Origin of the sequence: Pseudomonas sp. NY15354 (genome assembly GCF_048068075.1) — a bacterium.
Classification (GTDB): domain Bacteria; phylum Pseudomonadota; class Gammaproteobacteria; order Pseudomonadales; family Pseudomonadaceae; genus Aquipseudomonas; species Aquipseudomonas guariconensis_C.
Genome location: NZ_JBLUPV010000032.1, coordinates 1 through 24807, shown reverse-complemented (window position 1 = coordinate 24807; position 24807 = coordinate 1). Strand labels below are relative to the sequence as shown.

The following is a 24807-nucleotide window of genomic DNA, read 5'->3' as shown; positions in this document are numbered from 1 at the left end:
GCGGCAAGCTACCTCTGCTGACGCGCTCAGAGAGGTCAAAACGAAGGGATGCATGAGCGCCCCTTTAAATGGTGTAAATGGAGAGTTTCACAATGGCATTTGACGCGTATATCCAAATCGACGGCATTCCAGGCGAAGTGCTGGATGCAAAACACAAGGACTGGATCGAAGTGCTGGGCTACGAGTACGGCGCCACCCAGGCCACCTCGGCGACTGCCAGTTCCTCGGGCGGTGCATCCTCCGAGCGCGTGGCACTGAGCGACTTCAAGATCCGCAAGGCTGTCGACAAGGCCTCGGCCAAGCTGTTCGAGCACTGCTGCACCGGCAAGCACATTGCCAAGCTGAAGCTGAACGTCAACCGCGCCGGGGGTGACAAGGTCACCTACCTGACCATCGACATGGAAGAGGTCGTGGTGTCGTCGGTCCGCTTCGTCGCCGGTGGCAACCAAGGCGGTGAAGACAAGGCGGTCAGCGACCTGCCGATCGAAGAAATCAGCTTCAACTTCGCCCGCATCAAGACCACCTACACCCAGCAGAACCGTGCCGACGGCCAGGCTGGCGGCAACATCGTCGGTGGCTGGGATCGCACCGCGAACAAAGTGTTCGCCTAAGCGTTCGCTTGTCATGGGCCGTGCGAACGGCCCATATCCCGCTGCGTGCCGGCCTGGCCGGCACGCCCCCTTCCCTGATCAGAGTGCCTTATGCCTGAAATCCTCAACGACCTTTCGCTGGCCGAGCTGGCCGCGCCGATCGACGGTGGCAGCGGCGAAGACTTGAGCTTCTCCGCCTTGTTCGACCAGATCAAGGAGGCGCGCCGGGCAGACCCTGACTACCTGACCCAAGGCGACTGGCAAACCGACCTCAAGACCGCTGACTGGGAAAAAGCCATCAGCCTCTCGGCCCAAGGGCTTGCACAACAGAGCAAGGACCTGATGCTGGTGGCCTGGCTCAGCGAAGGCCTGGCCCAGCGCGAACATTTCCTGGGCATCACCTTCGGACTCGAACTCGCCGAGCGGATCCTGGAAACGTTCTGGGAAACAGCCTACCCCTCGCTCGAGGACGGCCTGGACGAGCGCGCGGCGCGACTGTCCTGGCTCAAGACCACCCTCACCGACATTGCCGGTGGATTGCCCATTACCCAAGGGCAGCATTTTGGCGTGCTGCGCTATGACGAATCACGCCATGTAGAGAACCTCGCCTTGCAAAACGCCAAGGCGATGCAGACCGCACTGGACGAAGGCAAGATCAACGCCGAGATCTTCCAGCGTTCGGTGGCGCTCACCGACACCGACCACCTGCGCACCAAAGCCTTGCAGATTGCTGACAGCCTTCAGGCCTGCAATCGTCTCCAAGCCACTGCCGACCGCCTGTTCGGCAGCGAGGCGCCGAGCTTTTCCAGCCTCAGCGACATGCTGTCGCGAGCCAGCCAACTGGCGGAAAAACTGCTCAAGGACCGTGGTGTCGAACTGCACCCTGTCGCCGTGGCGATACCTGAGCCCAGTGCCACGATCCCCCCTGCTGCCGAACCTGGTGCCCCCATGACGACGCCTGCTCAACCCGCCGCGCCCGCACCAATGCGCACCACGCCCCTGACCCGTGACGAAGCGTTCACCATGCTGGCGGGCGTAGCACAGTTCTTCAAGCAGAGCGAACCACAGAGCCCTGTCCCCTACCTGATCGAGCGCGCCATCAAGTGGGGCAACATGCCATTGGAAGGCTGGCTGAACGATGTGATCAAGGACAGCAACGTCGTGGACAACATTCGCGACGTATTGGGGACCCGCGAGCCGCGTTGAGACGCACACTATCGGCCCACCCGATAGGTACCTGCGATCAATCGATTGGAACGAAAACCACAAGCCGCCGAGCATGGGCGCACCGTTCAACAACAAAAACAAGGAACCGCCCATGCCCTCTCTCTTTCACAACCCCGTCGCCACCGTGTTCGGCAGTGGCAGTCTGGAACGCCTGCCCGCCCTGTGCTCTGGCAAGGTCGCGCTGGTGACCTTTCCCGAAGCCGCGCAACTGGGCCTGGTCGAACGCGTGCGTGGCCTGCTCGGCGAGCGGCTGCTGTGTGTGATCGACGACGTCCAGCCCAACCCGGATGTCGCCTGGCTGCGCACGGTCCATGAGCGCTTCTGGCAGGACAACGCCGACTGCGACACCGTGCTTGCCTTGGGGGGCGGCAGCGCGATCGACACTGCCAAGGCCTTGATCGTGGGTACCGCTTCGGGGCGCTTCGACGAACTGCTGGAGCTGCTGGCCAGTGGCAAACCGTTCACCCCGGCACGCAGCAAGACTTTGGTTGCAGCACCCACCACCGCCGGCACCGGTAGCGAAGTGACCCCTTGGGCGACCTTATGGGATGCGGGCGCGCAGAAGAAATACTCGCTGCACCTGGCGTGCACCTGGCCCAAAGTGGCGCTGATCGACCCTGACCTGATGCTCAGCGTGCCCGCCTCGGTGACGGTTTCCACCGGCCTGGATGCACTGTCCCATGCGCTGGAGTCGATCTGGAACCACAACGCCAACCCGATTTCCGACACCTTCGCCATTTCGGCCATCGAAGACATCCTCGAGTGCCTACCGCGCCTTCAGCAGGACCTTGGCAACCGCGAACTGCGCGCACGCATGGCCTTGGCCGCGCTCAAGGCCGGCATGGCCTTCTCCAACACCAAGACTGCCCTGGCCCATTCCATCTCCTATGAAATGACCCTGCGCCATGGCCTGCCCCATGGCATTGCCTGCTCCTTCACCTTGCCCTTGGTGCTGGGCCTTGCCTGGGGGCGCGACGCCGGACGTGACCAAGCCCTCAAGCAAGTGTTCGGCAACGACCTGGCCGATGCGCAACAACGGTTGCGTACGTTTCTGCATCGCCTCGGGGTCAAGACCGAATTCGAGGATTACGGCGTGACGGATGCCGAGGCCGAAGCGATGATCGACTTCGCCATGCAGGGCGCACGCGGCCGTAACTTCATCGGCTCGCACGCCGCCTGATACGCGTCCAGACCGCGGTGGCCAGATCCACCGCCCTTTCCTGTTGCACCGAACAAGAGTGCCGACCCGCCGTGCCTCACGGCGGCGCCTACGAACAAGAAGGAAAACCGTCATGAACCGTACACAAACCCTGTCTGGCCCGCTGACCGCTACCACGCCTTTTCGTGTCGCCCAATGGCGCATGCTGTTGGCCGCGATGTTCTGCTACCTGTTCTTCTACACCGGCCGCCAGACCTTCGGCTTCGCCATCCCCGGCATCCAAGCCGAGTTCGGCCTGAGCAAGGAAACCCTCGGCTGGGCCTCCAGCGCCATGCTGTGGATGTACGCCATCGGCCAAGCCATCAACGGCAACCTCGCCGACAAGTTCGGCGGGCGCCGCATCATGAGCCTGGGGGCCGTGCTGTCTTGCGGTGCGAACTGGGTCACCAGCTTTGCAGGCGGCTTCCTCAGCCTCGTCCTGCCCTGGGGCGTCAATGGCTACTTCCAGGCCTTGGGCTGGGCGCCGGGAAGCCGTCTGCTGTCGAACTGGTGGGGCGCCGGAGAGCGCGGCAAGGTCTACGGCTTCTATGTATTCGCCGCAGGCTGCGCCTCGGTGCTGTCGTATGTGACCTCGGTGGTGGTCATCGATGTGCTGCACCTGGAATGGCGATGGATCTTCCGCCTGCCGGTGCTGCTGATGCTGGCCGGTGGCATCGTGTTCTACCTGGTGGCACGGGAGCGGCCACAGGACATGGGCTTCGAGCCCTTGGCGGACACCGGCGTGGCCAACGCGGCGGACCGTGGGAACGAGGCCGACCACACCGACCAGGAAACCTCCCGGCAACGCTACCTCGCCGTACTGAAGAACCCTCGCCTGCTGGTGGCCGCCGTGTCCCTGGGCTTCCAGAACGCTGCGCGCTATGGGTTGATCGTCTGGGTGCCAGTGCACTTTCTGGGCGCCAACTGGCAGAAAGGCGACAGTTTCATCGACCCGAAGTGGATCACCGTCGCCTTGCCGGTGGGCATGGCGGTGGGGGCATTGAGCAACGGCTGGGTCTCGGACCGGCTGTTCGGCAGCAAGCGCTACCTGGCGATCATGCTCTACATGGTCCTGGGCGCTCTCACCAGCCTGTGGATGTGGAGCCTGCCGGCGCATAGCGCGATGGGCCTGCTGGCCCTGTTCCTGTGCGGGTTCTTCGTCTATGGCCCGGCGTCGAGTTTCTGGGCCCTGTGCCCGGACCTGGTCGGTGCACGCCGTGCCGGGACCGCCACGGGCATCATGAATTTCTCGTCCTATCTGTTCGCGGGCCTGGCCGAACCGTTGATTGGACGTATGCTGGACACTACCGGCAATACGTCGCTGATCTTCATCGTCGTCACCACGGCCTGCGCCTGCAGTGCCCTGGTGGCCCTGTTCGTCCGGCGCTGAGGGTGTGACCATGCCCGTCATCGCCCGCGCGCCCCTGACCGAGAGGCTCCATGTACCAGTACCACAAATGGTTGCGGTCCTTTCATGCCGTTGCCAGGACCGGAAGCTTCACCCAGGCCGCCACGCTGCTCAACATCGGCCAACCGACCATCAGCGAGCAGGTCAGCGGGCTGGAAAAACGCTTCTCGGTGGAGCTCTTCCACCGTCGCGGCCGCTTCATCGAGCTCAGCCCTGCCGGCCAGCAGTTGTACGAGATCACGCAGGGGCTGTTCGGCCAGGAGGACGAAGCCCTGCAATTGCTGCAGAGCTTTGCCCAACGCAAGCAGGGCATGCTGCGCATCGGCGCCGTCTCCCCGCCGATTGCCATGAGCCTGACCTATTCGCTGATGCAGCGGTACCCGGACATCGAGCTGGAAACCTCGTTCACCAGCGAAGCCGGTACGCTGGAGCGCCTGTACAACTTCGACATCGACGTGGCGATTCTGGCCCTGTCGGAGTTCGACCACCGCCTGAGTACGCAGCTGTATCGCACCTGCCCGATCCTTGCGGTGGTGCGCGACGACCACCCTTGGGCCAACCGCGAGCAGGTCAGCGTCAAGGAGATCGCCGACCAGCGTGTGGTCTTGCGCGAGCCGGCCTCTCGCACGCGCCAGCTGGTCGAGGAAGGTTGCCACGCGCACGGCGTGACGCTCGACTGCGCGATGCAGCTCAACAGCCGCGAGGCGATCGTGCATGCGGTCGTTCATGGTATCGGGATTGGCTTCGTCTCTGCGGTGGAGTACGCCGACCGCCCCGGCACGCGCTCGATCGCCTTCGTCGAAGACCCGTTCCACATCAGCTACTACCTGTGCTGCCTGGGCATTCGCCGCAATCGACCGATCATCTGCGAACTGTTCGACGCCTGCGCTGCCCTCGACCCGCACTGATGTTTCGTCCTGCTTGCCGTCCGCCGCGTGCGGGCTGGCCTCGCTCGTCCTGAATTTCACTCACTGGAGAACACCATGAACTATCACACCCCCAGCAAACTGCAGGCTGTCGTGCTCGACTGGGCCGGCACCGTGGTCGATTTCGGCTCCTTCGCGCCGACCCAGATCTTCGTCGAGGCGTTCGCCGAGTTTGGCGTCGAGGTCAGCCTGGAAGAAGCCCGTGGCCCGATGGGCATGGGCAAGTGGGACCACATCCGCACCCTGTGCGACCTGCCGCAGATCGCCGCGCGCTATCACGCGATCTTCGGCCGCTACCCCACCGACCAGGACGTGACGGCGATCTACAACCGCTTCATGCCGTTGCAAATCGAGAAGATCGCCGAGCATTCGGCGCTGATTCCCGGCGCGCTGGAGACCATCCTGAAGCTGCGCGCGCAAGGCCTGAAGATCGGCTCGTGCTCCGGCTATCCGGCAGTGGTGATGGAAAAGGTCGTGGCCCTGGCCAAGACCAACGGCTACGAAGCCGACCATGTGGTGGCCACCGATGAAGTCCCCAATGGCCGCCCTCACCCGGCCCAGGCGCTGGCCAACGTGATTGCCCTGGGCATCGATGACGTCGCGGCGTGCGTCAAGGTCGACGACACCTGGCCGGGCATTCTCGAAGGTCGCCGTGCCGGCATGTGGACGGTCGCCCTCACCTGCTCGGGCAATGCGCTGGGGCTGACCTACGAGCAATACAAAGCCCTGCCGGCGGACCGGTTGGCACAGGAACGCCTGCGCATCGGTCAGTCGTTCGAAGGCTCGCGCCCGCATTACCTGATCGAAACCATCGCCGAACTGCCTGAAGTCATCGCCGATATCAATGCACGCCTGGCGAAGGGAGAGGTGCCACAAGGGCACTGATTTCCACAGCCCCTAACGCGCAAGCCCGCTTTGTGCGGGCTTGCTTGCATTGGCGGTGACCTGGGACATGGGCCCGTACGGCGTGCGAATCAGTTGAACACCCACAGCACGCGGGTCGGCTTGTCCGTCAGGTTGGCATAACGGAAACGGGCATGGGGTTGGAGCTGGAAACTGTCATTGGGGTAAAGCGTCACCGGATCGCCTTCATCCAGCCAGACGGTCAGTTCGCCTTCGAGCACGAAACAGCCCTGCTCCGAACTGTCGTCCAGGTACTCTTCCCCGCTCGAGGCCCCGGGTTCGAGGTGGCTGTCGAGCATGGAGAAACCGCCGGCGATGGTGGGCGACACGAGCACATCGGTAATCCCCCCGCCCAGATGAAGCGTGCGGCGCTCATCCGGACGCGTGACCCAGTCCAGCGCACGGGGTTTTTCCAGGCTATAGAAGTAGGCCGTCGAAACACCGAGTGTCTCGCTGATCGCGGTCAGGTCCGCCACGGTTGGGCGGGAAACACCGCGCTCGACCTGGGACAGAAAGCCTACCGAACGACCGATGCGTTGCGCGAGCTCGCCCAGGGTCAGGCCCTTGAACTTGCGCAGATCGCGAATGAGTATGGCGAGCCCTTCAATTTCTTCGTGCACTTTCATCGTTTGGTCATGGAGGTAGGGAGCGATGGTGTCGACGGAGGGTATTGGAGTGGGCCGTGCAAGGCAAGATCAAGGATCGAAGGGGATGGATTGGGGTAGCGGGAGGCAGAAAGTACCCCTCGGCAGAGCGCCTGCCGAGGGGCCATGGGCTTACTGGACAGCCTGGTAGGTCAGGTCCAGGCACTTACGGGCTTTTTCCACCAGCTCGTCGATCTCTTCGATGCTGATCACCAACGGTGGAGCGATGATCATGGTGTCGCCCACGGCGCGCATGATCAGGCCATTGTCGAAGCAGTGCTGGCGGCAGATCATGCCGATGCCCTTGCCTTCGTAGCGGGCCCGCGTGGCCTTGTCCTTGACCAGCTCGATCGCGCCCAGCATGCCCAGGCCACGCACTTGGCCCACCAAGGGGTGATCGGCCAGCTCACGCAGACGCTGCTGCAGGTACGGGGCGGTGACGTCGCGCACCTGCTCGATGATCTTCTCATCGCGCAGAATACGCAGGTTTTCCAGACCCACCGCTGCTGCCACTGGGTGGCCGGAATAGGTAAAGCCGTGGTTGAAGTCGCCGCCTTCGCTGATCACCTTGGCCACTTCGTCCCGCACGATCACACCGCCCATGGGGATGTAGCCGGACGTCAGGCCCTTGGCGATGGTCATCAGGTCGGGCTTGAGGTCGTAGTAGTCGGTACCGAACCACTGGCCGGTACGGCCGAAGCCGCAGATCACTTCGTCGGCCACGAACAGGATGTCGTACTTGGCCAGGATCTGCTTGATCTTCGGCCAGTAGGTCTGTGGCGGGATGATCACGCCGCCCGCGCCCTGGATCGGCTCGGCGATGAAAGCAGCGACATTGTCTTCGCCCACTTCCAGGATCTTCTTCTCCAGTTGTTCTGCCGCCCACACGCCGAACTCGGCCTCGGTCATGTCGCCGCCTTCACCGAACCAGTACGGCTGCGGGATATGCACGATATCCGGAAGCAGGCCACCCTGCTGGTGCATGCCGCTCATGCCGCCCAGGCCGGCGCCCGCCACGGTGGAGCCGTGGTAGCCGTTGATGCGGCCGATGATGACCTTCTTGTCTTTCTTGCCCTTGATCGCCCAGTAATGGCGAACCATGCGCAAGACGGTATCGTTGCCTTCGGAGCCGGAGCCGGTGAAAAACACATGGTTCATGCCCTCGGGCGCCACATCGGCGATCGCCTTGGCCAACTCCAGCGCTGGCGGGTGCGCGGTCTGGAAGAACAGGTTGTAGTACGGCAGCTCTTTCATCTGCCGGGCGGCCACATCGGCCAGCTCGTCACGACCGTAGCCGACGGCCACACACCACAGGCCCGCCATGCCATCGAGGATCTTGTGGCCTTCGCTGTCCCACAGATAGACGCCCTTGGCCGAGGTAATGATGCGCGGACCTTTTTCGGCCAGTTGCTTGACGTCGCTGAACGGCGCCAGATGATGGTCACGGCTCATGGCTTGCCAGGCAAGCGTCTGCGAATTCTTTTCACTCATTTTTAATGCTCTCCTTTAATAGGCGCAGCCGGGCTGCGGGGAAACTTTCAACGTTTCGATAACGGCCACGGCTCAGGCTGTTTTCAACATCAACTGACGCAATACCGAGCGTTGCCGGCAGGCTTTTCCAAACGATTGGAAGATCGTCAGGTAATGCGGGTTTTCCAGTACCCGAAACTCCGGATGCCATTGAACGGCCAGGGCGAAACTCTTGCTGCCTACAACCGAGATCGCTTCCACCAGCCCGTCCGGTGCGATCGCCTCCACCCTCAGTCCTGGCGCCAGCACATCGATGCCTTGGCCATGGATGGAGTTGACGTCGATGATCGCGGGCAGGCCCATACGGTCCATCAGGCCGCCTGGCTGGATATGCATCGCATGGCGCGGGCCATATTGCTGGTCAACGGGCTCATCCTTGCCTTCGCGGTGGTCCATGAACACGCCAGTCTCATGGACCTTCTGGTGCAGTGTGCCGCCCAGCGCCACGTTCATTTCCTGGAACCCACGGCAAATGCCCAGCACCGGCACGCCGGCGGCGATGGCCGCACGCATCAGCGGCAAGGTCGTGGCATCACGCAGCGGGTCGTGATGGGTGCCCGGCTCGCTGGCCGGGCCGTTGTAATGGAACGGTTCGATGTTGGACGGCGAGCCGGTGAAGATCAGCCCATCCACTGTGTCAACGATGTCGGCGGTATCCATCAGCTCACCGAGACTGGGAATCACGATGGGCAAGCCACACGCCGCCTTGGCCGCGGCGCGCGCATACTTCTCACTGATCGTCTGGGTCGCATGTTGTTCAATCATGCGAGTGCATGCAGTGATGCCGATAACTGGCACGCGTGGCATATCATCCTCCGGCAAATCTATTGCGAGTTATATTCAAACTTTTGAAAGAAAGTGCAGCGCAATCGGGTGAAACTGGAACTTACAAGAACCAGCGATATTCACGCGCATTGATCGCATTCATGAAATCCAATTGTTCCTGGCGTTTGTTTTCGCAATAGACCATCACGAATTCACTGCCCAACCCTTCATTGACCACCGGATGGTTGCGCATGGCCGTCAGTGCGCTCAGGGCGTCCTTGGGGAAGTCGATACCGCTCGTGCGGTCGTCGTTGAGCGGTGCGATGGGTTCGACGCCGCGATCAAGACCGTGCTCCATCCCGGTCAGGATGGCCGCCAACACCAGGTAGGGGTTGGCATCGGCGCCGGCCAGACGGTGTTCGATACGCAAGTTGCGTGGGTCGGACTCGGGAATGCGAATGCACGCATCTCGGTCCTCGAAGCCCCAGCTCGCCACGCTCGCGGCGTTGACCATGGCGCCGTAGCGGCGATAGGCATTGTGGTTGGGGGCGAAGATGGGCATGCAATGGGGCAGCAACTCCAGGCAACCGGCCACGGCATGGCGCAGGTTGCGCTGCCCGTAACCGGCCAAAAGGTTGTTTCCGTCCGCATCGTAAAGGCTCACATGCACATGCATGCCGCTGCCCGGAGCGTCCAGGTAGGGCTTGCTCATGAAGCTGGCGCGATAGCCATGTTTCATGGCAACACCGCGAGTGCTGCGACAGAACAAGGCCGACCAGTCCGCCGCGCTCAGCGCATCGTCGCTGTGGGAGAAGTTGATTTCGAACTGACCAGGGCCAAGCTCCGCGGTGATGACGTTGGCCGGTACGCCCTGCTCGTTCGCCACATCGACCATCTCGTGCAGCACGGACGAGAATCGCGACAGCCGTTCGATATGCATGTTCGGCTGGTCGTCTCCGTCATCGGTCGCGGTATCGCGCGGGTACTGTGGCAGGCCGTCCTTGAGCGTGCGATCGAACAAGTAGAACTCCAGCTCGAAAGCCACTACCGGGCGGATGCCACGGCTGGCCAAGCGCTGCAGCACACGGGCCAGCACTTCGCGAGGCTCGAACTCGATCGGCTTGGCGGTGCCATCGGAGGTGATCATCATCTGGGCGATCACTTCCTTTTCCCAGCGCACGGGCTTCAGGGTGCCAGGCACCAGGCGTCGCGGTGCGTCCGGGTCACCATCGGCAAAGCAATAGTCACCAATCTTGTAGAGGCCGCCCTGGGTACCCAGCAACACGCAGTTCTGCGGCAACTTCAAAGGGGCGCCTGCGGCCACTTTCTCGAGCATGTCCATGGGGTAGCGCTTGCCATAGAAATGCCCGGGGATATCCAGCGCAATCAGGTCGACGTAACGCACGTCTGGGTGTTGGGCGCGGAAAGTGCGCACTTCAGTCAGCAGATCCGGAAAGATGACACTCATCTTCTTATCCTTGTGAGGTGAAACGAATTCAGTTGAAGACCCAGAGCACGCGGGTGAGCCTGTCCGTCAGGTTGGCGTAACGGAACTTCGCGTGAGGTTGCAGCTGGAAGCTGTCGTTGGCGTGAAGCGTCACGGCCTCGCCGTCCTCCAGCCAGACCGTCAGTTCGCCCTCGAGCACGAAACAGCCCTGCTCCGAACGGTCGCTCAGGTGCTGCTCGCCACTGCTCGCGCCAGGCTCGAGGCGGCTGTCGAGCATCGAGAACGCGCCCGAGATCGTCGGCGACGCCAGCACATCGGTGATGCCCGAGCCGAAGTACAGCGTGCGCCGCTCGTGGGGGCGGGTCACCCAGCTGACGGCGCGGGGCTTGCTCAGGTTGTAGAAGTACGCGGTCGATACGCCGAGTGTTTCGCTGATGGCGGTGAGGTCCGCCACCGTTGGGCGCGAGACGCCGCGTTCTACCTGGGAAAGAAAACCGACCGAACGGTCGATGCGCTCGGCCAGTTCGCCCAGCGTCAGATTCTTGAACTTGCGCAGGTCATGAATGAGGATCGCCAGGGCTTCAACTTCTTCGTCCATCTTCATCGCTCAGGGGTAGTCGTGAAATTATTGGATTTATTTTTCATGAAAAAATACATGAAAATTTTCACGCGTCAAGCCAGGCGCGGCAAAACGACTGCCACCTCGAGCACAGGTGCAGACATGTTCAGATGAGATCGGGGTGAGGTCGGCTTTTTACCGGGGAGGATGAGGCAGGATTCGTGGGTGGGGGTTTACCCGCGAAGCAGCCCCCCTGGAGGATGGCACTGGCTTTGCCGGTATTCGCGGGTGAATCGGAGCGCCGAACCGCCGCTCCCACAACGCGCGCGTCGATCCGCAAGGCGTCGCGTATCTTCCCCACTGCAGGCTCGGCGCTGCGCTCAAGGGCAGCACCGAGCCTGCGATCGAGTGCGAAGCTCTCGCCTGGTGTTTTCGCTACAAGACGTCGGATTCGCGTTCGATGATCCGCGTGATGATGGGGACCGGTGTCATCAGGTGTTCCAGCATCATCTTGCTGGCTTTGGCGGCATCGCGCCCCAGGATGGTATTGACCAGTTCGGCATGCTCTTCGCGCTTGAGCCGCAGCGCCTCTTCGGACAGCACTGTGCGCTTGAGCCAGATCTGCCGGTAGCGCTCGGCCTGATCCTGGAGGAAGGCACGTGCCTGAAGAAGGCTCTTGGAACCGCAGCCACTGGCGATGGCATTGTGGAAGGCCTTGTGCCGGGCATCCCAGATATCGACCATTTCCTGTGGGGTATGCAGTTCGACCACCTTCGAGAGCGTGTGCGAGCACGCCACGATGGACGCTTCCCAGGCTTCATCGCCCTTCTCCACCGCCAGCCCGACGATCAAGGCCTCCAGGTGAGCCCTGGCGGTGTAGACGTCGAGCATCTCGTCCAGCGACATCGGTGCCACTCGATAGCCCTTCTGGTTGATGGCACCGACCAGCCGCTCTCCCACCAGCCGCGCCAACACCTCCCGCATCGGCCCCACGCCGACGGCGTATCGGTCTTTCAAGGCGCTCATCAAGAGTTTTTCACCCGGGCGGAAGACGCCTCGGAGAATGTCGGATTTCAAGCGCGAATAGGCGGCATCTGATGCGGTTTCAGCGAGGTCTGTGTGGTCCATCCAGAGGGCTCTCTTGCTAGGCGCGCCTATCATACCGAACTCCGTCACGTCACGCAGATCGCATACAAAAACACAGAATTACGACGAAAGTTAAAAATGTAGACATTTTGATATTTCAGCGATATTTTTGCTCCACGACCTGACCCGTCCTCCACCATTCGCCCGGTCAACAAGGAGTCGCCATGAACGCCCTCGCCCATATCGATATGCCTGCCCTCGAGCAACCCGCCCTGCTGCAAGGCTTCACCTTGCAATCGACCTCCCAGTCCGAACGCCTGCTGGAACTGCGCTTTGCCAAGGAAACGGTCGACGCCTTCGTCGCCGCCGTTGCCCAATGGCCGGTGCAAGCCCTGGAGTACAAGTCGTTCCTGCGCTTCCAGTTCGGCAAGATCCTCGACGACCTGTGCCAAGGCACCTTGCGCCCCGTCATCGTCAATACCTTGCTCGATCGCAGCACCGGCGGCCTGCTGGTCATCCCCGAGGGCCTGGACAACGTCACCCAGGCCGAAGACATGGTGAAGCTCTCCACTGCAGTGGCCCACCTGCTCGGGCGTTCGAACTTCGATGCCATGAGCGGCCAGTTCTACGCGCGCTTCGTGGTCGAGAACGTCGACAATTCCGACAGCTACCTGCGCCAGCCACACCGGGTGATGGAGCTGCACAACGACGGCACGTTCGTGAACCAGATCACCGACTACGTGCTGATGATGAAAATCGACGAGCAGAACATGGAAGGCGGCAACTCCCTGTTGCAGCACCTGGACGACTGGGCCGACCTGGACACCTTCTACAAACATCCCCTGGCCCGTCGCGTGATGCGTTGGACCGCGCCACCGAGCAAGAACACCCGCGAGGATGTGTTCCATGCCGTGTTCGACACCGACTCGATGGGGCGCCCGACCATGCGCTACATCGACCAGTTCGTACAGCCGGAGAACTACGAGGAAGGCACCTGGCTGTTCCAGCTGGGCGAATCCCTCGAAGGCAGCGCCACCAAGGTGTCGATTCCGGTTCCGGTCGGCTCGTTCCTGCTGATCAACAACCTGTTCTGGCTGCATGGCCGTGACCGCTTCGTCGCTCACCCGGGCCTGCGTCGGGAGCTGATGCGCCAGCGCGGCTACTTCAGCTTCCCGAAAATGGAACACCACCGGGGCCAGACCTCCAACTGATGCTCAGCGTGGCCTCGGCGCCTAGGGCCCGAGGCCACTTGCAAGGAACAGACTCATGTACGATTTCGTGATCATCGGCGGCGGCATCGTGGGCATGTCGACGGCCATGCAACTGGCCGACCAGTACCCTGGAGCGCGTCTGCTGCTGCTCGAGAAAGAGAGCAGCCCAGCCCAGCACCAGACCGGCCATAACAGTGGTGTGATCCATGCGGGCGTCTACTACACCCCCGGCAGCCTGAAGGCCAAGTTCTGCCTGGAAGGCAACAAGGCCACCAAACGCTTCTGCGATGAGCACGCCATTCCCTATGACAACTGCGGAAAACTGCTCGTCGCCACCAACGAGCTGGAGATGCAGCGCATGCGCGCCTTATGGGAGCGCACCGCCGCCAATGGCCTGGAGCGCCACTGGCTCTCGGCCGGCGAGTTGCGTGAGCGCGAGCCGAACATCGTTGGCCTGGGCGGTATCTTCGTGCCCTCCAGCGCCATCGTGAACTACGCTGCCGTGACCGCCCAGATGGCCAGGCAGTTCGAGAAAAAAGGCGGCACCCTGCAGTTCGATACCGAAGTCACCGGACTGGTCGAACAGGCGGACTCGATCGTCGTCAAGACCGACCGAGACACCTACACGACCCGCTACCTGGTGTCGTGCTCCGGCCTGATGGCCGACCGGGTCGTGCGCATGCTCGGCGTAGAGCCTGGCTTCACCATCTGCCCGTTCCGTGGCGAGTATTACCTGCTGCCGCCTGAGCACAACCGGATCGTCAACCACCTGATCTACCCGATCCCGGACCCTTCCATGCCCTTCCTGGGTGTTCACCTGACCCGCATGATCGATGGCACCGTCACGGTCGGGCCGAATGCGGTGCTGGCCATGAAACGCGAGGGCTATCGCAAGTCCGATGTCTCCCTGAGCGACCTGGGCAGCATGCTGGGGCACCGCGGCATCCGCAAAGTGCTCAAGGACAACCTGCGCCCGGGGCTGATCGAGATGAAAAACTCGCTGCTCAAAGGGGCCTACCTCAAGACCGTGCAAAAGTACTGCCCGAGCCTGGAGAAGAAACACCTCAAGCCCTACCCGGCCGGTGTGCGGGCCCAGGCGGTGTCCAATGACGGCAAGCTCATCGATGATTTCCTGTTCGTCAACACGGCCCGTAGCGTCAACGTCTGCAATGCGCCCTCCCCGGCGGCCACCTCAGCCATTCCGATCGGGGCCTATATCGTTTCCAAGGTCCAGGAAATCGTCGGCGATGAATTCAAGAAAACGTCCGTGCCGGCACTTCAGGCCCAAGCCGTTTGAACACAGGCTGTTGCGTCCGCAAGGCCGTTCGACCTTCCACTTGCTGGCGAAACTGACCCAGGGGCACCGGCTGGAGCTGCTCGCTTTGGCCAGCCTGCTGATCGCCTTCTTCGTACTTTGATCCCCGCCCGACCGCCCTGCTGGAAGCATGAGCCCAGCAGGGCGGTCGTCTGCTGTGTTGGGTGTTGATGCGCTGAGCAAGCGCCACTCAGTCCATCGTGAGCCATAGCCCGTGACAGCACGCCACCGTGGATCAACTCGTCCTTGAGCATGGGCCTGATGCCGCTCGCAACACCTGACAGATCTGTAATGCCGAGCTCAGGTTCCTGACAGCGCCGTCTGCCTAACGTAAAGCCTATAAACGCGTGTGCGAGTGCTATCGGGGCCAAGGACTGTGATCCAACCGCCTGCCCATCCGCGAATAATCTGACTGACTGGACGCAACGGCATGCAAAGCAAAACCACGAGACGATCCTTCGTCAAAGGCCTGGCCGCGACCGGACTGCTGGGTGGATTGGGCATGTGGCGCATGCCGGTCTGGGCCGTGACCAGCCGCGGCCAACCCAACGTGCTGGTGGGCAACGAGTTCGATCTGTCTATCGCCGATCTGCCGGTCAACATCACGGGGGCCGCCCGTACGGCAATGGTCATCAACGGTTCGCTGCCCGGCCCCACTCTTCGTTGGCGCGAGGGCGACACCGTCACGCTGCGTGTACGCAACCGCTTGAAGCAGGACACCTCTATTCACTGGCACGGCATCATCCTGCCGGCGAACATGGACGGGGTGCCGGGGTTGAGCTTCCATGGCATCGCCCCAGACGGTATGTACGAGTACAGGTTCAAGGTCCAGCAGAACGGCACTTACTGGTACCACAGCCATTCCGGGCTGCAGGAGCAAGCCGGGGTGTACGGTGCGTTGGTCATCGATGCCAAGGAACCCGAGCCGTTCACCTATGATCGCGATTACGTGGTCATGCTCAGCGATTGGACCGATGAGGATCCTGCCCGGGTTCTGTCCACGCTCAAGAAGCAGTCCGACTACTACAACTTCCACAAGCGCACCGTTGGCGACTTCGTCGACGACGTGAGCGAAATGGGGTGGTCGGCGGCCGTGGCCGATCGCACGATGTGGGCTGAAATGAAGATGAGCCCCACCGACCTCGCCGACGTGAGCGGCTACACCTACACCTACCTCATGAACGGTCAGTCACCCGAGGGTAACTGGACCGCTCTCTTCAAGCCCGGCGAAAAAATTCGCCTGCGCTTCATCAACGGCTCCGCCATGACCTACTTCGATGTGCGGATCCCCGGCCTGAAGATGACGGTGGTCGCGGCGGATGGTCAGCACGTCGATCCCGTCTCTGTCGACGAGTTCCGCATCGCCGTGGCTGAGACCTACGATGTCATCGTCGAGCCCGAGGACGCGCAGGCCTACACCCTCTTCGCCCAGTCCATGGACCGTACCGGGTATGCCAGAGGCACCCTGGCGGTGCGCGACGGGATGCAGGCGCCCGTCCCCGCGGTCGATCCCCGCCCGCTCATTTCGATGAGCGACATGGGCATGGACCACGGCAGCATGAGCGGCATGGATCACAGCCAGATGGCTGGGATGGACCACAGCTCGATGGCCGCCATGGCCAGCGCCATGCAGGCCCACCCGGGGTCGGAAACCAACAACCCTCTGGTCGACATGCAGACCATGACGCCAGCACCAAAGCTCGATGACCCAGGTATTGGCCTGCGCAACAACGGCCGCCGCGTGCTGACCTACGCGGACCTGCGCAGCACCTTCGTTGACCCGGATGGGCGAGCGCCGGGGCGGACCGTCGAGCTGCACCTCACCGGCCACATGGAAAAGTTCGCCTGGTCCTTCGACGGCATCAAGTTCTCCGATGCCGAGCCGCTGCGCCTCACGTACGGCGAGCGCCTTCGCATCACGCTGGTCAACGACACCATGATGACCCACCCCATCCACCTGCATGGCATGTGGAGCGACCTGGAAGATGAGCACGGCAACTTCAAGGTCCGAAAACATACGATCGATATCCCCCCCGGCGCCAAACGAAGCTACCGCGTGACGGCGGACGCCTTGGGTCGTTGGGCCTATCACTGCCACCTGCTGTTCCACATGGAAATGGGCATGTTCCGAGAAGTGCGTGTGGACGAATGAACTGGAGATCTGAAAATGAGCAACCCCATGAAACGAAACGCCTTTGTGCTCTCTGCCGCGCTCGCGGGCCTGCTGGCTGCCTACACCCCGTCCTCGTGGTCCAGCGATACCCCTGAGCAGCAGGTGCAGAAGTCCACCGACGCTGCGGGCAAGCACAATGCCATGAAGGGTGTGGACCACGGCGCGATGAAGGGTATGGATCATGACTCAATGAAAGGCATGGACCCTGACTCGATGAAGGGCATGAACCATGACTCAATGAAAGGCATGGACCACCGCAAGATGATGGAATCGCAGGGCAGCGACAAAGCCAAGGCAGGGCAAGATGGCCACTAGGCGGGTACGGCCCTCGCTCATGGCATTGGCCGTCTCCTTCAGCGCACTGAGCGGGATGCCGAGCTTTGCGGCTGAAGAAATGGAGCATACGGCGATGGATCACGGCGCCATGCAGGGCATGGACCACGGCAAGACGGGCCATGGCAGCATGGAGGGGATGGACCACGGTGCCATGGATCATTCGATGATGAACCCTGGCACCGACGACGCCCCCCGGACAACCAGTCGAACCCCCATTCCGGTCCTCACCGACGCCGATCGCAAGGCCGCGTTTCCCCCGCTGGACGGGCACAAGATGCACGACAGCGCGATCAACAGCTTCTTCCTGCTGGATCAACTCGAGTACCAGGACGCTGATGAAGGCAGCGCGCTGGCCTGGGAGGCCTCGGGATGGGTGGGAGGTGATATCAACCGGCTGTGGATCCGCTCCGAAGGCGAACGGACCAACGGGGTGACCGAAGATGCCGAGCTGCAACTGCTCTACGGTCGCGCCATCAGCCCCTGGTGGGACGTGGTTGCCGGGGTTCGCCAGGATTTCAAACCCGAATCACCCCAGACCTGGGCAGCGTTTGGCGTGCAGGGCATGGCGCTTTATGACTTCGAAGCCGAAGCCACCGCGTTCATTGGCGAGAACGGTCAGACGGCCGCGCGCCTGGAGGGCGAGTATGACATCCTCCTGACCAATCGACTGATCCTGCAGCCCACCGCCGAGGCCAACTTCTATGGCAAGAACGATCCTGGGCGTGGCGTCGGCTCGGGCCTTGCCAATACCGAGGTCGGCCTGCGTCTGCGTTATGAAATCGTACGTCAGTTCGCCCCGTACATCGGCGTTACCTGGAGCCGCTCCTACGGCAAGACCGCTGACCTGATTCGCGACGAAGATGGGGATGTCGAAGAGACGCGCTTCGTTGCTGGCATTCGAATGTGGTTCTGAGCCGTTAAATGACAAGCACCGTAATGGAAAAGCGCCCCATGGGAGCTGAAGGGGGACTTGCGGGTGGACTCGCCGCCCCTTCCCTATCCATTTTTGCGCGGTGTTATAGCTTTAACTTCACGCTTGCGAAAGTCGACTCGCTTTGTGCTTGGTCAAGCGAACTTTTGGTGGTGTCCTCTGATACAGCTGCGTCATCACCCGCCATCAGCTTTTGAGAAGTATTGGAGGTGGCTCTTTCGTTTTTAGGTGGTGCCCCGAAGTATTCTCGATAACACTTGGAAAAGTGCGGCGTGGAGACAAACCCCACCACCGAGGCCACTTCGATGATTGACATATGCGTTTGCTTGAGCAATTGCCGCGCACGAACAAGGCGCAACCGCAGATAATAACGGGAAGGTGTGCAGTTCAGGTTTTTCTGGAACAATCGCTCAAGTTGACGCCGTGAAATATTCACATACGTTGCCAGCTCATCCAAATCAATCAACTCCTCCAGATTGGCCTCCATCAACGCGACGATTTCCTGCAACTTTGGCTGATTGGTACCCAGCATGTGCTTGAGCGGCACGCGCTGATGATCCTGCTCGTTACGAATGCGCTCGTACACGAACATTTCCGAGATGGCGGCCGAGAGTTCACGACCGTGCTCGCGACTGATCAGGTGCAGCATCATGTCCAGGGGGGCCGTCCCTCCCGAACTGGTGAAGCGGTTACGGTCCAGGCTGAACAAACGGGTACTCATGTTCACCCGCGGAAAGGCCTCTTGCATCGCGCCCAGGCATTCCCAGTGCACACTGCAATCGAAACCGTCTAACAGCCCCGCGCAAGCAAGCGCCCAACTGCCGGTGCATATACCGCCCAAGCGACGAGACTTGCGCGCCTGGGCCTGTAGCCAAGTGATGTGTTCACGCATGACCGTACGTTGGATGCCGACGCCACCACAGACGATCACGGTATCCATGGCCGGTGCGCTTTGCATGGCCGCATCCGGGATGATGTGCAAGCCATCACTGGCCCAGACCTGGCCACCATCGACGGTCAGGGTGTGCCACCGATACAGCTCCCGACCGGAAAGTTGGTTCGCCATGCGCAGTGGCTCGACGGCCGATGCCAGGGAAATCAGAGTAAAGCTGTCCAGCAGAAGAAAGCCGATGGACTGGGGAGGAGAGCCACTTGGCATGGGCTTTCCGTCCTTGTGCGACGACATACAGATACCTCTTCGACATGCAGGCGAGCGCCCACGAGGGGCCACTTTTAATAGTTCTCGAGGTCATCGAGACATTAAAATTTATTTTTTTAGTTATTCGAAAACTGGAACGATATTCCTGCGGTCGCAGAGACGCCTTGTCGATTATTTTTGAACCGTTGTTCAACAATAATGCCTCGCACGCGAACGAGCTCTGAGCACCAAAAAGGTGCGGATCATCGACTTGAAAGAAGCGTTCGCTCGGGAGGCGCTCAAGATTTGGCTATCACTGAGTTCGCCGTAGTTTTGCGTGATCTGTCATACGCTTATCGGCTATTTATTCTTACTTTCTATAGAGTCAATGTACGTGCTCGGTTTACGGGGTGCGTGATCTGTTTACGCCATTTTTTTGCTCATGGGCGACCCGTCTAGTGTCGCCGGGCGGGAAAGGTTTCGAATCGCTCCGCTGTTGTGCGCGAGCAAGCGAATAGATGAAATCGGCAAGCGCGAAGCGTTTGCGAATGGAGGACGACAAGCCCGAAATGAGCTGTCTTGAGGTGGACATCTGCGAAAATTCTGCAAACGAAAAAGGGCGACCCTTTCGGATCGCCCTTCTCGTGCCCGGGAGCCCCGGGACTTTGTTTGGTAGGCACAATTGGACTCGAACCAACGACCCCCACCATGTCAAGGTGGTGCTCTAACCAACTGAGCTATGTGCCTGTCGTGTGGCGCGCATATTAAGGGGGCTCCCCCAACCTGTAAAGCATTTTTTTCAAAAAAATCAAAACCTTTGCGAGCGATGCCTGGCAAAGGGCAAAGACCGCGCCCTGAAGCGACCCCGGGATCAGCCAAGCGCTCCCGCCAACATCGGCGAATGTTGTCGCTTTCCATCAAGAGCAGCCCTTTGCCCTCCCCTAGATTAACTCCCGAGCAAGCCCCTACCCGAACCCAAGGGGCAGTGTCTGGAGGAGACCAGCCATGCAATCCGTCGAGCAGTTCAAACACAGCACTTGCGTTGCAGATTGGGCCGAACAGCGCCCGGAACAGGCTTTCACCCTGCCCTCGCGGTACTTCTTCGACGAGCAGATCTTCGCCGCCGAACGCGACCGCATCTTCATGAGCGCCTGGCACCTGGCGGGCCATCGCAACGAATTCGCAGAGCCCGGGCAATTCGTGGTTTGCGACATCTTCGACCAGAGCGTCGTGGTGGCCTGCGGCAACGATGGCAAGATCAATGCCTTCCACAACGTCTGCCAGCACCGCGGCAATCGCCTGCTGGACGTACGCCGTGGCAGCGACACGCGGGTATTGCGCTGCGCCTATCACTCCTGGTGCTACGAAATGGACGGCAGCCTGCGCAGCGCCCCGCGCAGTGAACGGCTGATCGCCTTCGACAAGCAGCAGTTCAACATTCCCAAGGTCCGCGTCGAAGAACTCGGTGGCTTCGTCTACTTCAACTTCGATGCCGACGCGCCGTCGCTGGCCGAACTGTTCCCCGGCGCCGACGAACAGATGCGTGCAGTCTTCCCCGAGCTTGGCAAGATGCGCCTGATCGAGGAGCAGGACGTGATCGTGCCGGCCAACTGGAAGGTGATCATGGACAACTCCATCGAGGGGTATCATTTCAAACTGTCCGGTCCTTGCCACATCGACCTGGCCAAGCTGATCGACTTCAAAGGCTACCGCCTGACCAAGCGCGACAACTGGTGGACCTACATCGCCCCGGCCAACCTGCAGGCCGAAGAAGCCTATGGCGTGAAACTCAGCGGGCCGCGCAACCCGGACGAGCGTTTCTTCAACATTGGCCTGTGGCCGAACAACACCTTCTATACCTTCCCGTTCTCCGAGTTCCTCGGCACCTTCATCATGATTCCGCTGGACGCCGAACGCTCGCTGCTGCGCTTTGGCTACTACAGCCCGCACGAACAGGTCCCGGCGGTTTCCCACGCCTGCATGAAGTGGATGAACGAGGACCTGGGCCCGGAAGACATCGAGCTCAACATCAGTGTGCAGAAAGGCCTGCGCTCGCTCGGCTACGACCAGGGCCGCTACATGATCGATGCCGAGCGCAGCAACGAGAGCGAGCACCTGGTGCATCACTTCCACAAGCTGGTGTTCGACGGGATCGGCGCAGGCCGCTGACCGCTGTCATGGGAGAGCCTTATGCTCGGGCATGAATACGACTATGTGATCATCGGCGCCGGCTCGGCCGGCTGCGTGCTGGCCAAGCGCCTGGGCGAGAACCCGGCGCTGCGCATCCTGGTGCTGGAGTCCGGCCCGCCGGACGCCAGTTGGACCATCGACATGCCCTCGGCCGTGGGCATCGTGGTGGGCGGCACGCGCTTCAACTGGCGCTACAACAGCGAACCGGAGCCGGGCCTGGACGGTCGGCGCATCGGCACGCCACGCGGGCGCACCCTGGGCGGCTCCTCGTCGATCAACGGCATGGTCTACATCCGTGGCCATGCCCGCGACTATGACGGCTGGGCCGAACACGGCTGCCAGGGCTGGAGCTATCGCGAGGTGCTGCCGTACTTCATCCGTGCGCAAAACCATCGGGACGGCGCCGACAGCTACCGTGGCGGCGCCGGGCTGCTCCACGTGACTCCCGGCGACACCTCGCCACCGCTGTGCCAGGCCTTCATCGAAGCCGGCCAGCAAGCCGGCTACGGCGCGAGCACCGACCTCAACGGCTACCGCCAGGAAGGCTTCGGTCCGGTCGACCGCACCACCCGCGACGGCAAGCGCTGGAGCACCGCACGCGGCTACCTGGCCGAAGCCCTCCAAGGTGGCAACGTCACAGTCGCCACCTCGGCGCTGAGCCGGCGGATTCTCTTCGACGGCGACCAGGCCTACGGGGTGGAGTTCGAAATGGACGGCGCCGTACACCAGGTGCGCGTGCGCCAGGAGGTGCTGCTCAGCGCAGGCGCCATCAACTCGCCCCAACTGCTGATGCTCTCCGGCGTCGGTCCGGCCCAGGACCTGGAGCGCTTGGGCATCCCCGTGGTGCGCGACCTGCCGGGGGTTGGCCAACGCCTGAACGACCATCCCGATACCGTGGTGCAGTACCGCTGCAAGCAGCCGGTGTCGATCTACCCCTGGACGCGGGCACCGGGCAAATGGCTGATCGGCGCGCGCTGGTTCGCCAGCCACGATGGCCTGGCGGCGAGCAATCATTTCGAGGCCGGTGCCTTCATCCGCTCGCGGGCGGGGGTGGAGTTTCCCGACCTGCAACTGACCTTCATGCCCCTGGCCGTACAGCCAGGCAGCGTCGACCTGGTGCCGGAGCACGCCTTCCAGGTGCACATCGACCTGATGCGTCCCACCAGCCTGGGCAGCGTCAGCCTGCTCAGCGCCGACCCGCACCAGGCGCCACGCATCCTGTTCAACTACCTCACCAGCGAACGCGATCGCGCCGACATGCGTGCCGGTGCCCGCCTGGTACGCGAGATCCTCGCGCAACCGGCGATGCGCGCCTATGCGGGCGACGAACTGGTCCCCGGTGCCGACCAGGTGAGCGATGCGCAGCTCGACGCCTGGGCGCGGCGCGTCACCGAGACCGGCTACCACGCCAGTGGCACGTGCAAGATGGGCCCGGCCGACGACCCGGAGGCGGTGGTCGACCCGCAGTTGCGCGTGCATGGCCTGCGTGGGCTGCGGGTGGTCGACGCCTCGATCATGCCGCAGATCGTCAGCGGCAACACCAACGCGCCCACGGTGATGATTGCCGAGAAGGCCAGTGACCTGATCCGTGGCCATGGCGCGTTGCCCGCCAGCGATGCGCCGGTATGGATCCACCCGCACTGGCGTGAGCGTCAGCGCTGAAGCGTGCTTGCCAAAGCCGGCCCGCTGCGCTTGGATAGGCGCAGCGGGCCTTTTCCGTGAACGAGGCGCCGGCCCATGCAGCCGACGCCCATTGTCGAGCCTGGTGCAACCATGAAGCGATCCGAAACCCTTGGCCTTCAGTGGCAGGGCCCTGCCAGCCCTCCCCTGCGCATCGGCATCCTGTTGTTGCCGTCATTTTCCAACTTCGGCCTGGCCTCGCTGATCGAGCCGCTCTCGATCGCCAACTGGCTGGCCCAACGTAGCCTGTTCCAATGGACCCTGCTCTCGGTGGATGGCCAGCCCGTGCCCGCCAGCAACGGCCTGCTGGCCAGCGCCCAGGCCGGCATCGGCGAGCACACCGAATTCGACGCCTGCGCGGTGATTGCCAGCTTCGATGTGCACCGCCACGCACGCAATCCGGCGCTGAAGGCCTGGATCAAGCGCCAGGCCGCGTTCGGGGCGATCATGATCGGCATCGAGACCGGCACCGAACTGCTCGCCGCAGCCGGTGTGCTCGATGGCCATCCAGCTGCGGTGCATTGGGACAACCTGCAAGGTTTCCAGGAAAGCTACCCCAAGGTCCAGGCCTGTGCGCAGCTTTACTCGCTGGGGCGCAAGCGCCTGACCTGCGCGGGCGCCACGGCCGTGCTGGATATGGTCCTGAACTGGCTGGACAACCTGGCAGGCGGCAACCTGGCGCGCGAAGTGGCCATGCACATGCTCATCGAGCAGGTGCGCGAGCCACACGTCCAGCAAGCCGAGGGCTATCGCCGCAGCCTGCATGCCCAGGCCGGCAAGATGGGTCGAGCCATCGAACTGATGGAGCAGCACCTGGAAGAGCCGCTGAGCTGCGAGGCCATCGCCGAGCGGGTGGCGCTGTCGCGTCGGCAGTTGGAGCGCCAGTTCATGCAGCACACCGGCCTTACGCCGTTGAAGTACTACCTCAGCCTGCGCCTGGCGCGGGCGCACAACCTGTTGCAGCAGACCCGCATGAGCGTCGCCCAGGTCGCGGCCAGCGCAGGGTTCGGCTCGCTGGAGCACTTCTCCCGCGCCTACCGCGCCAAGTTTGGCTGCGCGCCGAGCAACGACCGTTCGCAGAGCTTGAACGCGCCGGTCATGCGCCAGCCGTTGGGGCATGATCGGCAGCCATTGGCGATCTAGTCTCGTGGCGTGCAGCGGATCTTTGGGGCAGCTGCACCTTCTTCGCGGGTAAACCCGCCCACAGGGTCTCCGGTGCTCTCAACAACACCGCTGTGCCTGCGCCAGGGCTGGTATTTGCACGGCTGAGCCCCGGCGCTGACCTGCGGGTTTACCCGCGAATAGGCCGGAACTCCCAACAAATAATTAGCTTATTTGCCGTTGCCGTTGATGCGCGATGGACCAGGCATCACCAATCGCGACCTCAGGAGGCCGAGTGGAGGTGTCTGTAGGGGCGGGCGCGTAGCGCCCTTCGGCGTAGCCGAAGTCGCGAGATGGAGGCTGGCGCAGCCAGCCGGAGGCCGCGAAGCCCCGCAAGGCAATGAAGAGGGAACCCCGCCACGGGCGGGGCTGATGTGGGAGCCAGCGGC

21 protein-coding genes and 1 tRNA gene are annotated in these 24807 nt (G+C 62.2%); 14 read left to right on the top strand and 8 right to left on the bottom strand.

Annotated features, from left to right (window positions below; genetic code table 11):
- Window positions 1-92: 92 nt before the first annotated feature.
- The 6 genes from ACNFCH_RS22170 (at window position 93) to phnX (ending at window position 6234) form a co-directional block, all read left to right on the top strand.
- Complete coding sequence (locus ACNFCH_RS22170) at window positions 93-611, top strand: type VI secretion system tube protein Hcp (protein ID WP_337158694.1); 519 nt, start codon at window positions 93-95, stop codon at window positions 609-611.
- A gap of 90 nt (window positions 612-701) precedes the next feature.
- Complete coding sequence (gene tssA / locus ACNFCH_RS22165) at window positions 702-1796, top strand: type VI secretion system protein TssA (RefSeq protein WP_337158693.1); 1095 nt, start codon at window positions 702-704, stop codon at window positions 1794-1796.
- Between the two features lie 112 nt (window positions 1797-1908).
- Window positions 1909-2997 (top strand): iron-containing alcohol dehydrogenase PsrA, encoded by a 1089-nt coding sequence (psrA, locus tag ACNFCH_RS22160; RefSeq protein ID WP_416743833.1) that lies wholly within the window; start codon window positions 1909-1911, stop codon window positions 2995-2997.
- Window positions 2998-3109: 112 nt separating this feature from the next.
- Window positions 3110-4405 (top strand): MFS transporter, encoded by a 1296-nt coding sequence (locus ACNFCH_RS22155; protein WP_416743831.1) that lies wholly within the window; start codon window positions 3110-3112, stop codon window positions 4403-4405.
- A 50-nt stretch (window positions 4406-4455) separates the two neighbouring features.
- The gene (locus ACNFCH_RS22150; RefSeq protein ID WP_337158690.1) at window positions 4456-5331 is read left to right on the top strand and encodes a LysR substrate-binding domain-containing protein; all 876 of its coding nucleotides are present in this window, start codon (window positions 4456-4458) and stop codon (window positions 5329-5331) included.
- 75 nt (window positions 5332-5406) lie between these two features.
- On the top strand, window positions 5407-6234 hold the full coding sequence (gene phnX / locus ACNFCH_RS22145; RefSeq protein WP_337158689.1) for a phosphonoacetaldehyde hydrolase: 828 nt from the start codon (window positions 5407-5409) through the stop codon (window positions 6232-6234).
- Between the two features lie 89 nt (window positions 6235-6323).
- Here the strand turns inward: phnX and ACNFCH_RS22140 are convergent, their stop codons facing one another.
- The 6 genes from ACNFCH_RS22140 to csiR form a co-directional block, all read right to left on the bottom strand.
- Window positions 6324-6878: a helix-turn-helix domain-containing protein gene (locus tag ACNFCH_RS22140; RefSeq protein WP_070091501.1), complete on the bottom strand. Its 555-nt coding sequence runs from the start codon at window positions 6876-6878 to the stop codon at window positions 6324-6326.
- 150 nt (window positions 6879-7028) lie between these two features.
- Window positions 7029-8387 (bottom strand): aspartate aminotransferase family protein, encoded by a 1359-nt coding sequence (locus ACNFCH_RS22135; RefSeq protein ID WP_337158688.1) that lies wholly within the window; start codon window positions 8385-8387, stop codon window positions 7029-7031.
- A gap of 72 nt (window positions 8388-8459) precedes the next feature.
- A complete protein-coding gene (locus tag ACNFCH_RS22130) occupies window positions 8460-9233 on the bottom strand; it encodes a gamma-glutamyl-gamma-aminobutyrate hydrolase family protein (protein ID WP_337158687.1) in 774 nt (257 codons plus the stop codon).
- A 79-nt stretch (window positions 9234-9312) separates the two neighbouring features.
- Window positions 9313-10659, bottom strand: a complete 1347-nt coding sequence (locus ACNFCH_RS22125; protein WP_416743827.1) for a glutamine synthetase family protein — start codon at window positions 10657-10659, stop codon at window positions 9313-9315.
- Window positions 10660-10687: 28 nt separating this feature from the next.
- Complete coding sequence (locus ACNFCH_RS22120; protein WP_337158685.1) at window positions 10688-11242, bottom strand: XRE family transcriptional regulator; 555 nt, start codon at window positions 11240-11242, stop codon at window positions 10688-10690.
- A 390-nt stretch (window positions 11243-11632) separates the two neighbouring features.
- Window positions 11633-12325: a DNA-binding transcriptional regulator CsiR gene (gene csiR, locus ACNFCH_RS22115; protein ID WP_337158713.1), complete on the bottom strand. Its 693-nt coding sequence runs from the start codon at window positions 12323-12325 to the stop codon at window positions 11633-11635.
- A 182-nt stretch (window positions 12326-12507) separates the two neighbouring features.
- On the opposite strand from csiR, the gene glaH reads away from it, so the two are divergent.
- From glaH to ACNFCH_RS22090, 5 genes are all read left to right on the top strand, one after another.
- The gene (glaH, locus tag ACNFCH_RS22110; protein ID WP_070091507.1) at window positions 12508-13494 is read left to right on the top strand and encodes a glutarate dioxygenase GlaH; all 987 of its coding nucleotides are present in this window, start codon (window positions 12508-12510) and stop codon (window positions 13492-13494) included.
- A 55-nt stretch (window positions 13495-13549) separates the two neighbouring features.
- Window positions 13550-14791 carry an L-2-hydroxyglutarate oxidase gene (gene lhgO / locus ACNFCH_RS22105; RefSeq protein WP_416743824.1) on the top strand — a complete coding sequence of 414 codons (1242 nt, stop codon included), beginning with the start codon at window positions 13550-13552 and terminating at the stop codon, window positions 14789-14791.
- Window positions 14792-15239: 448 nt separating this feature from the next.
- Window positions 15240-16961, top strand: coding sequence for a copper resistance system multicopper oxidase (locus ACNFCH_RS22100; RefSeq protein ID WP_416743822.1), 1722 nt, complete (start codon window positions 15240-15242; stop codon window positions 16959-16961).
- A gap of 15 nt (window positions 16962-16976) precedes the next feature.
- Window positions 16977-17297 (top strand): hypothetical protein, encoded by a 321-nt coding sequence (locus tag ACNFCH_RS22095; protein ID WP_416743820.1) that lies wholly within the window; start codon window positions 16977-16979, stop codon window positions 17295-17297.
- Window positions 17287-18231: a copper resistance protein B gene (locus tag ACNFCH_RS22090; protein ID WP_416743819.1), complete on the top strand. Its 945-nt coding sequence runs from the start codon at window positions 17287-17289 to the stop codon at window positions 18229-18231. Before ACNFCH_RS22095 ends, ACNFCH_RS22090 begins: the two co-directional genes overlap by 11 nt.
- Window positions 18232-18334: 103 nt before the next feature.
- On the opposite strand, the gene ACNFCH_RS22085 is transcribed toward ACNFCH_RS22090, so the two are convergent.
- Both ACNFCH_RS22085 and ACNFCH_RS22080 read right to left on the bottom strand, forming a co-directional pair.
- On the bottom strand, window positions 18335-19408 hold the full coding sequence (locus ACNFCH_RS22085; protein WP_416743870.1) for a GlxA family transcriptional regulator: 1074 nt from the start codon (window positions 19406-19408) through the stop codon (window positions 18335-18337).
- Between the two features lie 649 nt (window positions 19409-20057).
- Window positions 20058-20134 (bottom strand) — tRNA-Val (locus ACNFCH_RS22080).
- Between the two features lie 258 nt (window positions 20135-20392).
- Between ACNFCH_RS22080 and ACNFCH_RS22075 the strand changes: the two genes are divergently transcribed.
- The 3 genes from ACNFCH_RS22075 to ACNFCH_RS22065 all read left to right on the top strand — a co-directional run bounded on the left by ACNFCH_RS22075 (window position 20393) and on the right by ACNFCH_RS22065 (window position 24400).
- Window positions 20393-21556, top strand: a complete 1164-nt coding sequence (locus ACNFCH_RS22075; protein WP_416743817.1) for an aromatic ring-hydroxylating oxygenase subunit alpha — start codon at window positions 20393-20395, stop codon at window positions 21554-21556.
- Window positions 21557-21577: 21 nt separating this feature from the next.
- Window positions 21578-23239 (top strand): choline dehydrogenase, encoded by a 1662-nt coding sequence (locus ACNFCH_RS22070; RefSeq protein WP_416743815.1) that lies wholly within the window; start codon window positions 21578-21580, stop codon window positions 23237-23239.
- A gap of 111 nt (window positions 23240-23350) precedes the next feature.
- Window positions 23351-24400: a GlxA family transcriptional regulator gene (locus tag ACNFCH_RS22065; RefSeq protein WP_337158678.1), complete on the top strand. Its 1050-nt coding sequence runs from the start codon at window positions 23351-23353 to the stop codon at window positions 24398-24400.
- Window positions 24401-24807 lie beyond the last annotated feature (407 nt).

What these genes read in the sequence shown, in the direction of transcription:
- ACNFCH_RS22065 (WP_337158678.1), top strand. Translation starts at nt 23,351, where the DNA reads ATGAAGCGATCCGAAACCCTTGGCCTTCAGTGGCAGGGCCCTGCCAGC.
- ACNFCH_RS22170 (WP_337158694.1), top strand. Translation starts at nt 93, where the DNA reads ATGGCATTTGACGCGTATATCCAAATCGACGGCATTCCAGGCGAAGTG.
- phnX (WP_337158689.1), top strand. Translation starts at nt 5,407, where the DNA reads ATGAACTATCACACCCCCAGCAAACTGCAGGCTGTCGTGCTCGACTGG.
- ACNFCH_RS22125 (WP_416743827.1), bottom strand. Translation starts at nt 10,659, where the DNA reads ATGAGTGTCATCTTTCCGGATCTGCTGACTGAAGTGCGCACTTTCCGC.
- ACNFCH_RS22085 (WP_416743870.1), bottom strand. Translation starts at nt 19,408, where the DNA reads ATGCCAAGTGGCTCTCCTCCCCAGTCCATCGGCTTTCTTCTGCTGGAC.
- ACNFCH_RS22135 (WP_337158688.1), bottom strand. Translation starts at nt 8,387, where the DNA reads ATGAGTGAAAAGAATTCGCAGACGCTTGCCTGGCAAGCCATGAGCCGT.
- ACNFCH_RS22100 (WP_416743822.1), top strand. Translation starts at nt 15,240, where the DNA reads ATGCAAAGCAAAACCACGAGACGATCCTTCGTCAAAGGCCTGGCCGCG.
- glaH (WP_070091507.1), top strand. Translation starts at nt 12,508, where the DNA reads ATGAACGCCCTCGCCCATATCGATATGCCTGCCCTCGAGCAACCCGCC.
- lhgO (WP_416743824.1), top strand. Translation starts at nt 13,550, where the DNA reads ATGTACGATTTCGTGATCATCGGCGGCGGCATCGTGGGCATGTCGACG.
- ACNFCH_RS22070 (WP_416743815.1), top strand. Translation starts at nt 21,578, where the DNA reads ATGCTCGGGCATGAATACGACTATGTGATCATCGGCGCCGGCTCGGCC.
- ACNFCH_RS22120 (WP_337158685.1), bottom strand. Translation starts at nt 11,242, where the DNA reads ATGAAGATGGACGAAGAAGTTGAAGCCCTGGCGATCCTCATTCATGAC.
- ACNFCH_RS22140 (WP_070091501.1), bottom strand. Translation starts at nt 6,878, where the DNA reads ATGAAAGTGCACGAAGAAATTGAAGGGCTCGCCATACTCATTCGCGAT.
- ACNFCH_RS22095 (WP_416743820.1), top strand. Translation starts at nt 16,977, where the DNA reads ATGAGCAACCCCATGAAACGAAACGCCTTTGTGCTCTCTGCCGCGCTC.
- ACNFCH_RS22155 (WP_416743831.1), top strand. Translation starts at nt 3,110, where the DNA reads ATGAACCGTACACAAACCCTGTCTGGCCCGCTGACCGCTACCACGCCT.
- tssA (WP_337158693.1), top strand. Translation starts at nt 702, where the DNA reads ATGCCTGAAATCCTCAACGACCTTTCGCTGGCCGAGCTGGCCGCGCCG.
- ACNFCH_RS22130 (WP_337158687.1), bottom strand. Translation starts at nt 9,233, where the DNA reads ATGCCACGCGTGCCAGTTATCGGCATCACTGCATGCACTCGCATGATT.
- ACNFCH_RS22090 (WP_416743819.1), top strand. Translation starts at nt 17,287, where the DNA reads ATGGCCACTAGGCGGGTACGGCCCTCGCTCATGGCATTGGCCGTCTCC.
- csiR (WP_337158713.1), bottom strand. Translation starts at nt 12,325, where the DNA reads ATGGACCACACAGACCTCGCTGAAACCGCATCAGATGCCGCCTATTCG.
- ACNFCH_RS22075 (WP_416743817.1), top strand. Translation starts at nt 20,393, where the DNA reads ATGCAATCCGTCGAGCAGTTCAAACACAGCACTTGCGTTGCAGATTGG.
- psrA (WP_416743833.1), top strand. Translation starts at nt 1,909, where the DNA reads ATGCCCTCTCTCTTTCACAACCCCGTCGCCACCGTGTTCGGCAGTGGC.
- ACNFCH_RS22150 (WP_337158690.1), top strand. Translation starts at nt 4,456, where the DNA reads ATGTACCAGTACCACAAATGGTTGCGGTCCTTTCATGCCGTTGCCAGG.